General features: G+C 39.9%; 13 protein-coding genes. 5 read left to right on the forward strand and 8 right to left on the reverse strand.

Annotation, left to right across the window (positions count from 1 at the left end; all coding sequences use genetic code 11):
* Positions 1–9 precede the first annotated feature (9 nt).
* A complete protein-coding gene (locus C7H19_RS07230; RefSeq protein WP_106456218.1) occupies positions 10–1,128 on the forward strand; it encodes a branched-chain amino acid ABC transporter permease in 1,119 nt (372 codons plus the stop codon).
* A gap of 5 nt (positions 1,129–1,133) precedes the next feature.
* Positions 1,134–1,910, forward strand: coding sequence for an ABC transporter ATP-binding protein (locus C7H19_RS07235; protein ID WP_106456219.1), 777 nt, complete (start codon positions 1,134–1,136; stop codon positions 1,908–1,910).
* Positions 1,911–2,034: 124 nt separating this feature from the next.
* Here C7H19_RS07235 and C7H19_RS07240 read toward each other — a convergent pair whose 3' ends face one another.
* The 3 genes from C7H19_RS07240 to C7H19_RS07250 are packed head-to-tail and all read right to left on the reverse strand — an operon-like array spanning position 2,035 to position 4,285.
* On the reverse strand, positions 2,035–3,630 hold the full coding sequence (locus C7H19_RS07240) for a glycoside hydrolase family 3 protein (protein ID WP_425428871.1): 1,596 nt from the start codon (positions 3,628–3,630) through the stop codon (positions 2,035–2,037).
* A gap of 5 nt (positions 3,631–3,635) precedes the next feature.
* Positions 3,636–4,046 carry a 30S ribosome-binding factor RbfA gene (gene rbfA / locus C7H19_RS07245; RefSeq protein WP_106456221.1) on the reverse strand — a complete coding sequence of 137 codons (411 nt, stop codon included), beginning with the start codon at positions 4,044–4,046 and terminating at the stop codon, positions 3,636–3,638.
* A 35-nt stretch (positions 4,047–4,081) separates the two neighbouring features.
* Positions 4,082–4,285 carry a DUF751 family protein gene (locus C7H19_RS07250; protein ID WP_106456222.1) on the reverse strand — a complete coding sequence of 68 codons (204 nt, stop codon included), beginning with the start codon at positions 4,283–4,285 and terminating at the stop codon, positions 4,082–4,084.
* Positions 4,286–4,370: 85 nt separating this feature from the next.
* On the opposite strand from C7H19_RS07250, the gene C7H19_RS07255 reads away from it, so the two are divergent.
* Positions 4,371–5,147, forward strand: coding sequence for a sulfite exporter TauE/SafE family protein (locus C7H19_RS07255; RefSeq protein ID WP_106456223.1), 777 nt, complete (start codon positions 4,371–4,373; stop codon positions 5,145–5,147).
* Here the strand turns inward: C7H19_RS07255 and C7H19_RS07260 are convergent.
* The 5 genes from C7H19_RS07260 to C7H19_RS07280 all read right to left on the reverse strand — a co-directional run bounded on the left by C7H19_RS07260 (position 5,136) and on the right by C7H19_RS07280 (position 12,558).
* The gene (locus tag C7H19_RS07260) at positions 5,136–6,941 is read right to left on the reverse strand and encodes an alpha-amylase family glycosyl hydrolase (protein ID WP_219907605.1); all 1,806 of its coding nucleotides are present in this window, start codon (positions 6,939–6,941) and stop codon (positions 5,136–5,138) included. The genes C7H19_RS07255 and C7H19_RS07260 overlap by 12 nt on opposite strands.
* Before the next feature lie 278 nt (positions 6,942–7,219).
* The gene (locus tag C7H19_RS07265; RefSeq protein ID WP_106456239.1) at positions 7,220–8,467 is read right to left on the reverse strand and encodes a cupin domain-containing protein; all 1,248 of its coding nucleotides are present in this window, start codon (positions 8,465–8,467) and stop codon (positions 7,220–7,222) included.
* 4 nt (positions 8,468–8,471) lie between these two features.
* On the reverse strand, positions 8,472–9,614 hold the full coding sequence (locus C7H19_RS07270) for a cupin domain-containing protein (RefSeq protein WP_106456224.1): 1,143 nt from the start codon (positions 9,612–9,614) through the stop codon (positions 8,472–8,474).
* A 1-nt stretch (position 9,615) separates the two neighbouring features.
* Positions 9,616–11,448 carry a GMC family oxidoreductase gene (locus tag C7H19_RS07275; RefSeq protein ID WP_106456225.1) on the reverse strand — a complete coding sequence of 611 codons (1,833 nt, stop codon included), beginning with the start codon at positions 11,446–11,448 and terminating at the stop codon, positions 9,616–9,618.
* A gap of 39 nt (positions 11,449–11,487) precedes the next feature.
* Positions 11,488–12,558 (reverse strand): gluconate 2-dehydrogenase subunit 3 family protein, encoded by a 1,071-nt coding sequence (locus tag C7H19_RS07280; protein ID WP_106456226.1) that lies wholly within the window; start codon positions 12,556–12,558, stop codon positions 11,488–11,490.
* 413 nt (positions 12,559–12,971) lie between these two features.
* Between C7H19_RS07280 and C7H19_RS07290 the strand changes: the two genes are divergently transcribed.
* Together C7H19_RS07290 and C7H19_RS07295 are read left to right on the forward strand one after the other, a co-directional pair.
* Positions 12,972–13,358 (forward strand): GAF domain-containing protein, encoded by a 387-nt coding sequence (locus tag C7H19_RS07290; RefSeq protein ID WP_219907606.1) that lies wholly within the window; start codon positions 12,972–12,974, stop codon positions 13,356–13,358.
* Between the two features lie 110 nt (positions 13,359–13,468).
* The gene (locus C7H19_RS07295; RefSeq protein WP_342752268.1) at positions 13,469–13,987 is read left to right on the forward strand and encodes a PAS domain-containing protein; all 519 of its coding nucleotides are present in this window, start codon (positions 13,469–13,471) and stop codon (positions 13,985–13,987) included.
* Positions 13,988–14,057: the final 70 nt, after the last annotated feature.

Consider the following 14,057-nt stretch of genomic DNA (forward strand, 5'->3'; position numbering starts at 1 on the left):
ATTCATTCAATGGCTGATTATCTTGTTTCTCTAACAATCTGGGCTGCATTGTATAGTTTATTTGCACTGGGTTTAAATTTACAATGGGGTTTTGCAGGGCTGATTAATTTTGGTCATGTCGCTTTTATGACTCTGGGAGCTTATACGACTGCTTTATTAACATTACAGGGCGTTCCTATTATTCTAGCGGTTTTTTGTGGCATGATTATTGCCGCTTGCTTGGGTTTACTGATCGGAATGTCTACCCTGAGACTACGCGAAGATTATTTAGCGATCGTAACAATTGGAATGTCTGAATTAATTCGCTTATTTGTTCTCAATGAAGAAGAAATAACTAAAGGCGCTTTTGGTGTACAGCGTTATCCATTACCTTTTAATATTAATCCCAATCCTATTAGTAAAATAACTTTTATTATCGTCTTTACAATTGTCGCTATTTATGCTTTGTGGCAACTCTGGAAAAGTCTTAAAAAAGAATGGTTGTCTAGTCAAGAAATTAAGGGCAAAAGCTATAAACCTCGCAGTCAAAAAAGTATATTAATTTGGGGAATAATAGCGGCTCTTGTAATTATCGTTCTCTATTTAAATGGAATTATTTCTCTGGCGAATTATGGCTACAAAGATGGTTTAATGGTCTTTATTTTAGTGATTCTAGCACTCGTATATGGGGCATTAGAATTTTTAAGTCATTCACCTTGGGGACGTATATTAAAAGCGATTCGAGAAGATGATACAGTTCCCTTAGCATTAGGTAAAAATGTATTTTGGTATAAGTTACAAGCTTTTATGTTAGGAGGTGCGATCGCAGGTTTAGCGGGTTCCTTTTTTGCATGGCAGTTAACCACAATTTATCCGACGAACTTTGAACCAATTTTAACTTTTACCGCGTGGATTATTGTTATTTTAGGTGGTTCGGGGAGCAATGCAGGAACCTTGTTAGGTGCAATCATTTATTGGACATACGATAGCTTGACACGTTTTGCTTTACCTTTGTTACCATTCTTTAAAAGTGATAGTCAATTAGGCTCATTTCGGATTATGGTTATTGGATTAATTCTCATGATCTTAATGCGATCGCGTCCCCAAGGTATCTTAGGAAAAAAAGAAGAATTAACATTAGGTCGATAAAAAATATGAACAATCCTAGCCTATCTCAACCCTTACTAATTGCCGAAGGATTATCTAAACATTTTGGCGGTATTCGTGCGGTTAATAATGCCGAGATTAAAGTTCATTCTGGCACAATTACAGGCTTAATCGGGCCAAATGGTGCAGGAAAAACCACCTTATTTAATCTACTCTCTAATTTTATTCGTCCTGATGATGGTAAGGTCATTTTTAATGGGCAACCGATACATGATTTACCCACAAATGAAATAGCCCTTAAAGGATGTGTTCGTACCTTCCAAGTAGCAAGAGTTTTATCACGTCTTTCTGTACTCGAAAATATGTTACTTGCGACACCCCATCAAACGGGAGAAAACCTGATCCAACTTTGGTTTCAACAGGGCAAAATTAGACAGCAAGAGAAAGAAAATAAAGAAAGAGCAATGGATATCCTAGAATCAGTAGGATTATCGGCTAAAGCGTATGATTATGCAGGAGCGTTATCGGGGGGACAGAGAAAACTACTCGAAATAGCAAGAGCATTAATGACACGTCCTAAATTAATCTTACTCGATGAACCTGCGGCGGGCGTTAATCCGACATTAATCGGTCAAATTTGCGAACATATTATTAATTGGAATAAGCAAGGCATTACTTTTTTAATTATCGAACACAATATGGATCTGGTCATGTCTTTGTGTGATCATGTATGGGTTTTAGCCGAAGGAACTAATTTAGCAGATGGCACACCCGCAGAAATTCAGAAAAACTCAGCCGTTTTAGAAGCTTATTTAGGAGAGTAAGTTTTAGAAGCTTATTTAGGAAAATCAGTACGCCAGAGATTGAAATCCCTGTCTCGTAGAGACGCGCCATGACACGTCTTTACAGTTGGCTTCTGCTATAAGTGAATTTATTCACTGGCTGGCTTTAATTGGTAAACGTCTTATCTTTCTTATCTTGCTCAATATTTAAGTTAAACATCCTATCACACGCTAATTTTTGTGCCAGTGGAATTTGTCCATAAGAAAAAATCCAAGGCAAATCATTCGTCATTTGAGACTCAAACCACTCTAAAACATATGGACTACCATAAATAATAACCCCTTGCAATGAGCGAGATTTGAGCAAATTCTGATAAACCTGTTGTGCAGTTTCCGTTAAACCTGCTGTACCTCTAAACGGGTTACCTCTAATAAAAACTTGTAATAACGTCTGACGAGAATCTTCAACAATACAGCCTAGTGTATTTTGATCCACAATCTGTATCTCATATCCTAACTGCTTTGGAATCGTAACAGCAGGAGTATGACGATCCAAAAAGTCACAGTTTAAGACATCATCAACCACAATTAAATTACGTTTTTTGGCTTCATCTAGAATAATCGGTAACTTTCCACCGATTTTCATTGATCGAGTTAAGATTGACACAACTGTATCATGAGCAATCGGACTAGATAAATCAGAAAAGAAATTAGATACTGAATGATGAGAGGGTTTTAATTTATCTTTAAGCTGACAAATACGAGAAACCGACTCAATAATTCTTTCTTGGCTGATTCTTCCTGTTTGTACTGCTTGATAAACTGCTTCTATTGCAATAATGGGATCAGATGGCATTAATAGTATATCTGCACCTGCTTCGACTGCCATCACTGCAATCTCTTCGGGTGTATACTGATTTGTTACACCACCCATAATCAAAGCATCTGTAACGATTAACCCATCAAAACCTAATTTTTTCCGAAGTTGTCCAGTTAAAATTTCTGGTGAGAGGGTGGCAGGGCGTATACTATCCCAAGCAGGTATTAATAAATGTGCCGTCATCACACTATCGACCCCTGCGGATATTGCAGCCTGAAACGGGGGTAACTCAATTTCGGCAAGACGGGCGGGTGAATGTTCCAAAACGGGTAAATTGAGGTGAGAATCAGTTGAAGTATCTCCATGCCCAGGGAAATGCTTTGCTGTGGTTAAAATAGGATAGGGTGCAGCCCCATGAATAAAGCTTGTAATTAATTGACTTACCAGTTCAGGTGTATCACCAAAAGCGCGAATATTAATTACTGGATTATCAGGATTATTATTGACATCAACAACAGGAGCTAAAATCCAGTTAATACCGATCGCTAAAGCTTCTTGTGCGGTAATTGCGCCGAATTGTTTGGCATATTGAATCGCTTCAGTGGGATTAGTTTTAGCGATTTCTCCTAAAGCCATTGGTGGAGGAAACCAAGTCGCCCCCGTAAAACGTTGCCCTACACCTTCCTCGATATCTGCGGCGATCAATAGGGGTGTCTGTGACCATGATTGTATTGTATGCGATCGCTCTTTTAATTCGACTGCACTTCCCCCTAATAAAATTACCCCACCTAGATTTAAAGATTCTAACCATTGCTGTAATTGAGCGTTAGAAGCTTCCCAAGCGGGGTAACGAATTTGATGATCGAACAAAAAACCGCAAGTCCGAACGACGATCATTTGTCCAATTTGTTCTTTTAAAGACCACTGAGACCAATTCAACACAGACTTTATCGCTCCTCATCCTCGTCTTCTAGTTCGTCAAATTGCTCATTATCGTCTTCTAGGGGCTTAATTTCGATATTTCTTAGTAAATTTAACATCCGATCGCCTCTTTCGATCGACGTATCTTCTAAAAACAGAATTTCAGGTGAGCGTCTTAAACGAATTCGTTGACTGAGTTCACGACGAACAAAACCTGTAGACGCTTTTAACCCTTGCATAGTTTCGGCTTTTGCTTCTGGTGTACCATAGATACTGACGAAAATTTTGGCGTGTTGTAAATCACCTGAAACATCCACATCAGTAACACTCACCATTCCAGCACCAACGCGATCGTCTTTAATTTCATTCATTAATAATTGACTAACTTCGCGTTTAATCATGGAGGCAATGCGAGAAACCCGACGACGATCAGCCATAATATGCGCCTCCTAATTTTTTTCAAACAATTTATTTACAGAGAACTGATTCCGAGCATCGCTTCTAGGGTGAAATAGAGAAAAGCAAACCCCCCTACCAGCATACCAACAACCGCCACACCCGTTACAGGATTTTTAAATAAAGGCTTAATCCAGTCAAAAAATACGAAAAATATGCCTAAACTTACAGTAATCAAAAAACGCGGATAACGCGATAGATTTTCCAAAAACTCTTTCATCTCTCAACCCAAGTACAATGTGTTTTTTATCGATATTTCTTTTCTATTGTACAAAAGACAGATCAACAACGACAGCATCAGCAATATGAACAATCATTTTTGGCTTTTAGTAGTAAGTGGACTTTTTTCGGGATTACTAGCAGGTTTACTGGGAATTGGTGGCGGAACCGTCCTAGTTCCTATTTTAATCACAATGGGCTATAGTTATGCTCAGTCCGTTGCAACCAGTAGTTTAGCGATCGTCATGACTTCTCTTTCGGGTAGTTTCCAAAATTGGCGTATGGGCTATCTCAAATGGAATAAGGTCATCTTATTAGGACTCCCAGGGATCTTGACGGCGTTTTTAGGAGCATATTTAGTCGGACAAATCCCTAAATACATTTTAGAAGCAGCGATGGCGTGTTTATTACTCATCACCATTTATTTATCGAATCTTCGTCAAAAGTTAGAAAAACAAGGGGAAGAAACAACCCGTAAAACGGCGAATCCTATTCTATCACGACTTTTTACGGGTGGTGCAGCAGGGTTATTATCTGGATTATTTGGTGTCGGTGGTGGTGTAATTATGGTTCCTCTACAGATGATGTTTTTAGGAGAAAAAATTAAGTTAGCCATTCAAACCAGCTTAGGTGTTATTATGATTACCTCTATTTCATCTTGTTTAGGTCATGCTAAAGCGGGTAATGTTTTATTTTCAGAAGGAATTATTTTAGGAATTGGTGGATTAATTGGGGCGCAAATTAGCACCCGTTTTTTACCAAAGTTACCCGATCAAGTCGTTAAGATTTGTTTTTATTCTCTTTTATTGATTTTGTCGATATACTTCTTTATTCGCGCTTGGCATGGCTACTTACTGCGATAGGATTAAAACACTATAAGGTCCAATACCAATATTGCCACTAAAAGGCATCCCGTGAGTTCCCGGCTGTCCTGCTGTCGTATCATAACCCGCTTTGTTGCCAAAATCAGGACTAAAACCATTCCAGTCACTATTAAAACGGACAAACCAAGTACCACCTTTTGGAAAACCGATCGTATAACTGTCATAATTGCGATCGGCAAAATTAGCGACTACAATGACATCATCACCCGGTCCGCCATTTTCCCAACGATGAAACGCGAGCATTTTATCGGAATTATTGACATGATGGACATTAACGTTTTGTCCCCGTAGTCCACGTGTATTATTAAACCAGTTACGACGTAGACGGATCAACGCTTGATATAAATCCCAAATTCCACTAAATCGATCTTTTTTATTCCAGTCTAACGAACCGCGATCGCTCCAACTTCCCCACTCCAGAAACTCTTGTCCCATAAAAATCATCGGAATACCGGGAGAAGTAAATACTAAAGCAGCAGCAAGAGTAGATCGTTTTCGAGCAAACCAGCTATCTGCATTCCCCCGCCAAATCGCATCAGGAAGGCGTACTTTTCGGTTTATTTCAGCTACTTCGTCATGATTTTCACTGTAAATGACCCTTTTAAGCCCATCCGTCTCAAAACGCTGTAGAATGGCATCTCGTAAGCGATCCATATTGCGAGAACTATCATTTGGTGGAACAACCGCATCGAATAGAGCAGAATAGAACAAGCTACCCCACTGAGAATCAAAACCTGCACCGCCCGCACCTGTTGAACGTGTGATATAATCGTTGTTCTGTAAATCTTCTGCGATCGTAATTTTCCAAGGCATTCGACCATTAATCTCGTTATTGATCCATTGCATTAAACTCCAACCTTCGGGAATATCATTACTCGGATCGTTATTATTGCCGAAAATATTGCGAATATTGACTGTAGAATCAAATCGGAAACCATCAATTCGATATTCTTCTAGCCACATTAAAACATTATCTCGAATATACTGACGGACTTCACCGCGACCAAAATCAGGACGATCGCCAAACGGTGTAAAAGCACGTCGATTATCATTATAGAAATAGATTCCACCTCGTCCGTTTTCATTCCATCCATCAAAACGCCATAATGAAGTATCGAGATCATCTGGCCCAAAATGGTTATAAACTACATCTAAAATAATGGCAAATCCTTGATCATGTGCCGTTTGGATAAATTCTTTAAAGCTTTTAGGTGTACCGTAATTACTTTCAATATCAAAGGGTAAAGCAGGATTATAACCTAATGAGAAGTCACCAGGAAAGCCAAAAATCGGCATCAGTTGGATCGCATTAACTCCTAAATTTTTGAGATCATTCAGTTTGCTGATAATACTACTAAAATCACCCGGTGTTTGAGAACTTCGATTAAATGAAGCAACGTGTAATTCATAAATAACCAACTCATTCCAAGTTGGCATATTAAAAATGTTAGAATTCCAAGCAAAATTATCGGCAACAATAACCCCATTCCCTTCGTTATTATCTTCCACGTGCTTACTATAAGGATCAGTTCGCCATTGTACACCAGAAATAAAAGAGCCAGAGATTACATAACGATAGCGATCGTCTAGTTTAGCTTCAGGAATATCACCAGACCAATAGCCGTTATTTTCCGATTCTAAAGCATTAGCGGTTGTTGACCAACTATTAAAAGTACCACCTACACAAACGCTTGAAGCAAAAGGGGCCCAAACTCGAAAAGCTACACCACCATCATAAGGAATTGCGCCCATTCCTTGCCGTTGAGAAACCATAGAATTAACTCCCGTGAAATATGATTGTAAGAAGCTAGACCACCGTCAAATGATGGAAGTTGAATAATTATTTGGGTTATCATGTGAGTCTCACAAACCACCGTGAAATGAATTTCACGGCTCAAAGCATAAATCCGTTAAAACGGATTAAAACTTTTACGGTGAGTCGGTTTAAACCGACTTAAGCTATGAGACAGAGAATTTATTCTCTGGTGGTCTTTGATATTCATTCCAATTACCAAATAATTATTTAATTTTTCATTAATCCCTGACTTACTCTAGTCGTAACCACCACACATAAACAGGGAAATATCTTCATCGGTTGCATTCATCAAAGCGTGAAGATTACCCCCTTTCAGCATGGCAAAATCTCCAGAATGAAGAGTACGGATCTCGAAACAACGTTCTCGTTGATCCATTTTGTACCAATCTCCAATCACCATAAACCCTTGTCCTTCCATCATGAGAAACATTTCTTGGTTATCGCGGTGACGGTGGATACCAATACCGCAATTTGCTTTTAATAGATGTAAGTCCATGTAATCAACCGAGAAAAAAGGTTCAAAGTTACTCAGATGATTTTTATTCCCAAAAGCGTTAAAATTCCAAGAATTCAAACTACGTCCGAGTTCATTTTGCTTCGATTTTCCGCCATAATTTGACATTAAGTTCCGATATTCAAGAAAACCGATTCCACCGTGAGGATTAGCGCTAATTCCTGTCTCTAGGTAGTTATTCCAGCCACGCAGAATCATATTAAATTCGTAGTGGTAATTTGCGCCATTTTGTGCATCCCAGATTTTTTCCTCAAAATTAGTCCAAGCAACCTCCAGATGAAGGGGTAATACAGGGTGCATGACGTTTGTCGGATCGATGTCTTGAAGATGCACACCGTTTATTCCTTCTCGGTTAAAAGCGTCCATATTTCCTGTAATGAGATCGGGACGCGCTTGTAATTCAAGACGATCAAATGCTTGTACTCCTTTAATATCGAGTTGATCTCGCAAATCTCCACCCGCATAACCAACTAATTCGACTTCATAGCGATCGCTTAGTGGATTATAGGGAACAGTAATCATCGATGGTGCAGCATTACCTACTTTTAACCAAAGTTTAATTTTTTCGCCGAGTTGATGATTGGCCGCTACAGATAGTTTAGAATCGGGCCCACCGCGATAGGATAATCGTAAAAAGGGGCCGATCCATTCACCGATTTTTATCAAACCACGAATTAAAAATGTATCCGTAGTGCGAAAGTCTTTGATGTTCTGTTTTTGGAAATCGTTCTTATTATCTTGTACTTCAGGATCAAGAATATCCGCATCATTTCCCGCAGGACCATATAAACTCAGCCATTCAAACGGAAATAAATATTGAGCTTGACCCATGATATAATATTGCCGTTCTGCTGCAAGTTGCGATCGTTCCATTAAGTTTAAAAGCTTAGACAGTGGGTTCCCTTGGTTATAGCTAGGGGAAGTATTCGGCTCAACTTTGACGACTGTATCAGAATGTACGATAAACATAGCTTTAGGTAGTGTGATATAAAAAGGCAACGAATTTAAGCGGTTCAGTTCCAGGATTACGAATACCGTGCATCCCACCACTTTTAGTAAAAATGACACTCCCAGGTTTTACGGGTAATTCTTTAAATTCATATTCACCTAAACCCATGACATCCCGTGTGACGGTGGGAAATGAATCAGTAGCAGGATCATCACCCACTCGCATATAAGCAATACCTTCACCTTGGGTAATGTAGTATAGTTCTTCTGTACCAATGTGTTGATGGGTGCCTTCTACTGTACCAGGTGGGATAGTAACTTCATGGAAAAAGACCATCGAACCGCCTAACTCTCGCTGTACGATCCAACGCATTTCGATAATATTATCGGGGTTGCGATCGGGGTTACTATCATCCATCATGGCGTTACGATAGCGTACAGGTAGAATATCTGGCGTTTGTAAAAACCATCCTCGTTGGAAGTCGATCAAATAGTTTTGATCATCGATGGTGTTTTGTGGTGAACTGGGATCTTGGGTTCTGGGTTCTTGGTGGGAACGCAAATAAGCATTATCCCAAGCTGCATCAGTATCAGTGATCTGATATCCTGCGGGAATATTGCGATCGTTTTCCCGAAAAGCTAATTCGACTCGTTTTAGGCCTTTAATATCCCGTAGCGCAGGTTTCAACTCACGAAGACAAGTAATCGGTCGATTGTATCCCATCTGATCCAAAATTTGGAAATCATGGTAACTATTCTCTGGTGGTTCGAGTGTTTCCCAGATTTCGACTTGAAATGCGTCTGTCCAAGGGCAATAATAGAGTTTTACTCGTCCTTCGGCAGTATTAGCCTCATTTTCGGGTAATACTTTGACCCACGCAATCAATTGTTTTTTGACAAATCGTAGTTTTTCCCGCGCTTGTTCAACTAAACGACTACTTTTATACTCCAGTCGCAGAAAGTTAGACAAAAATTGACCATCTAGATAGACTTCACCTTTGATGACAATAATATCGATATAAGAGCGAACCTCTTGCACGTTATAACGATAACGGCTACTACGAGTCGCATTTAGATATTGTGCATGGTAAATGCGATCGGGAAAAAAGACAACCTTAAATATCTCATTCCAAGGACTTGTTTCTATCTCATTTAATTTAGGGTCCATATTACAGCCTCTTGAGTAGTTCGTCAGCGATGCGAAAAGAATTTGCTTGAATGGTTAAAGTAGGATTAGCCCCCCCAGAAGTCGGCATAAATGAGCCATCTGTAACATACAAATTGTCAAAATCCCACGCCCGACAAAAAGGATCGAGTACGGAGTCATTGCGATCGCTCCCAAAACGCGCCCCACCTAGAATATGATTTGCGATACGAGCAAGTCCATTCGGAGCCTGATATACACCCCCTTGTCCTTCAATTTGGAAGCCTCCGCCGGCTGGATCAACTCCAAACCGTAAAACATCACCACAACATTGAGCCAAGGTACTCATTAAATATTGATCGTGAGGATGCCAAATTTTACGGATATAAGCAACAGGGCGACCCCATTTATCTTTAACAGTCGGATGCAATTCAATTCGATTTGTTTTTAAAGGCAATTGATTCGCCATAAAACTGACAGATAGACCGCGACCAATTGTATTATCTAAAAATTGCGCTAAATTGTCTCCAACAAGGCTTGTATCCTCAATAAACCCTTTCCAGAGCGTATCTAGATCGGTACTGCGGTGGGTACGACCCAGAGAAATCGGTAAAGCCCGATCGGATGTATTGTTATAAATTGCACCACCCGCCCAAATTCCTTTACTTTTAAGAAATTCTTCGGTCGCACAACAGTCGATCGCCCAATCTGCGTCAAGAGCTTTCGATTTATCACTGCGATCAGGCATAATCGCACTAGCCCCACCAAAGCAATGTGTTAAGAAATATTTACCGAGTAAGTCGTTTTGATTGATGCGACGATCAAATTCTGAATCACTCAGGGCTGATATTTTTAGTAGACGAATTGATTCGATCGCAGAACACGCTACTATTACGATCTTGCCTTCAACAACTCGCTCTTTTCCTGATGGATCAAGATAAACGACTCGACTGACTTTATCGCCTTGACATTCTAGACGAGTGACACAGCAATTGGGACGAATCTCGAAATTAGAAGAATTTGCGATCGGACTTAGTAGCGAAACCCAAGTATTAGATTTTAGACCCAAAGGACAGCCATATCGGTTAACATAGCTGGTTTTGATCGTTTCTGGATCACTGGGAACTTTACGCCCACTCGGTGCATGATCGCGGGTAATCACGGCTAAGGGAGTACGATAGGGTAAAACCGATTCACGATTGCTCGTATTTTTCCCTAACCATTCCATCCCCGTTTTAGCATAACGACTGATGGGATTTGGTTCTAGCGGTGGCTGATAATTATCTTTACTAAAAGGTTTTAGCTGATTGGGGGCTGTTCCATTAATCCCAACGAGTTGTTCAGCTTTGACGTAATAAGGTTCTAATTCATCGTAGCTGATTGGCCAGTCTCGCGCTTCGGTTTGAACATCTCCATTAGGGTCATTGACTAAATCGCCACGACCTGCATTAAAACTTTGTAGACGAAAATCGAGAGGAGAAAATCTTAAAGAAACCGCCCCATAAAGTTGAGTTCCCCCCCCGACGACTTGCGCTGTATAACCCTCAATAGTAGCTAATTCGCGTCCGTCAGCTTCTTCATAGATATGGGGTTCGTCATTGATATCGGGTTCAATATGACTCGAATAAAAAGCCTCGCCTTTATTGGCTACATTATGAGTAATGCGTTTGGCAGGCCCATCGGAAAAAAGTTCATCGCGTTTGAAATCACTTAAACCATCCGCATTTTGATACTGTGGTTTGAGTAAAGGTCCCTTTTCTAGAATCAGTACAGATTTACCAGCTTGGACTAGGGTATGGGCGATCGGTGAGCCTCCAGCGCCACTCCCAATGATCACAACATCAAATTGTGTTTCCATATGTTTTTCTTTTGAATGAATTGATATTTTAGTGATGCACTATCCGTGATAATCGCTATTAATACCCAGAGGTTTTTCTATCGTTTGTCGCCAATCAAATAACGTTTTTCCTGCATCTGAGTATCGTTCTGATAGATATGCCCAACCTGCAGCCCCAATATTTCCGCCGTATTTTGGATGAGTAAATGCACCAGTGAAAGTATGACGACGTAATAATTGTAGGAAGTAAAGCGGGCTATTATATTGGTTATAATCCCAACCGTTTACTATATTAGTGGTCATTTCGTTGTACAAATCCATGTACAATTCACGAGGCATGATCGCGGGTTCAATAAAAGGATTACGCTGACGTAAAATGCGATCGATTTGTGCTAAACATATTTTGTAATCCATTAGATGATGATTTTCTTCCCTGGCTAAGATATTATCGATAAAGTTAGCCGCACCCACTGATTCATCTAAACGATAGGCATAGGGATAAAGATTATCTTTACTTTGACGATCTAAAAAGTTGTAGTATCGATCAATAAAGTTTTGTCCTTCTTTTGTGCGAAAAGGTAGAAGACGATTCACTAAACGCTTTAATATCACGTATTCCCAATCATCAAAACAAAGCGGTTGTGTACAAAAAGCCGTAAAAAAACGTGACCAAATTTGCCCGTTATCTAAAGTAACTTGTTGTGGGTTAATCGGATCAAGAATCCCTTGACCATCAACGATATATTTATAGGTATGAACTTCACCTTTAGGAACTAATATTGTTAAAGCATAGTAAGCAGTCGGTTCATTTAAAAAAGTGACGGGTTGTAAGGGTATTGCTTCATAAAGATTAGCAAAAGAGCCAACTACAGAAACGCTTTGAGGTTGTTTTTCTCCTAAGTGTCGATAAACAAAGGTTACTCGATTTTGATTATAGGATTTGACAGGATCATTACCATCGCTATAAGTATCTAGAAGCGGAAAACGCCAAGATTCAGCAATTTGAGCGCGTATACTATCATCATTGAATTGACCGAAGTTATGGCGATTATCGGTATTCGTTCTAGCTAAAAACTTAGTACATTGATTAAGAATGTACAGTTCGTCTAGTTTTAAGATTTGAATATCCATGACTTGCTAGTGGTTTCATTACTCGCTGTTCTAAACCACAAACTATCTAAATAGATTTCCGTCCGAACTTTACAAAACTTTACAAAACTTTGTGTGTTATCTTAAGGCCATAACTCGCAAAATAGCTTTAATCTTTACTATTCCTCTTCTGTAACTTTGAGACCGTCTAATCGCTGAAACCTAAATAGCCAAATAGTTGAAAGAATTCTATCTTGATAGTTTAGAAAAATTAGAATATAATCAAGCGATCGCCCACTACACCAAAGTTATAAAATTAAGAGATAATAAGGGCTTTCCTCTTGGAGACAAGATCGCTCATTTGGGCAATGTAAAAATTCTTATCTTTGGTAGATCAACGTTTCTAGTCTATGATAAATAATTAATCATGGTGTACGCTATAAAGTGCTTTCTTCATGCAGTCTAAAAAAAAATTTTTGACCCCACCGATTCCAGTAAACGAGACTGAGCGGTTATCGGCACTTCATCGCTACAAGATTCTTGACACACCTCCTGAAGCGGCATTTGATCGCATTACCAACCTAGTAGCACGGCTGTTTAAAATGCCGATCGCCCTCATTTCCCTAGTCGATGAATCAAGAGCTTGGTTCAAGTCCTGCATTGGCTTTGATGCTCGTGAAGTGCCACGTGATGCCACACTTTGCAGCTTTGCCGTGTTAACCGATAAGCCACTGATTATCCCCGATACTCGGCTCGACGATCGCTTTGCCTGCAATCCCTTTGTGCAAAGTGAACCAGGAGTTCGGTTCTATTTTTTGCTGGTCGGGTTGCCACTGAGTTAGAGCGACAACAGGTAGAAAATGAACTGCGCGAGAGTGAAGAACGCTATCGAGCTTTTGTAGCTCAAAGTAATGAGGGAATTTGGCGATTTGAGCTAGAAAAACCGCTCTCAATGACAATTGATGAACATTCCCAAATTGAACATATATATCAATATGGTTATCTGGCTGAATGTAACCTGGTGATGGCCCAGATGTATGGCTTTTCGGAGATTGATGAAATTATTGGGGTACGGTTGGGCGATTTGCTACCTCCATCCGATCCTCGCAATCTGGACTATTTACGAGCCTTTATTCGTTCTGGCTACCGCCTTAGCGATGCCGAATCTTACGAACTTGATCGCAATGGCAACCCAAAATACTTCGCTAACAATTTAGTTGGCATTATCCAAGATCACTATCTGATTCGAGCTTGGGGAAACCAACGGGACGTTAGCGATCGTAAGCAGTCCGAAGAATTGCTCCGCCGCAGCGAAGAAATGTTTTCCACGCTCGTCGAACACGCTCCATTCGGCGTTTATTTTATTGACTCAGATTTCCGTCTAAGGACGATTAACAATGGTTCGCGGGCATTCTTCAGCAACATCAGCCCCCTGATTGGTCGTGATTTCGCAGAAATCCTGCGTAAGTAGCTATGTAAAATTAATTGTATATTTTTCTCCAAAATATTTGAGAATGTTTTCCACAGCTTCCACTAAAGTT

Origin of the sequence: Aphanothece hegewaldii CCALA 016, assembly GCF_003007785.1 — a bacterium.
Lineage (GTDB): Bacteria > Cyanobacteriota > Cyanobacteriia > Cyanobacteriales > Microcystaceae > Chroococcus > Chroococcus hegewaldii.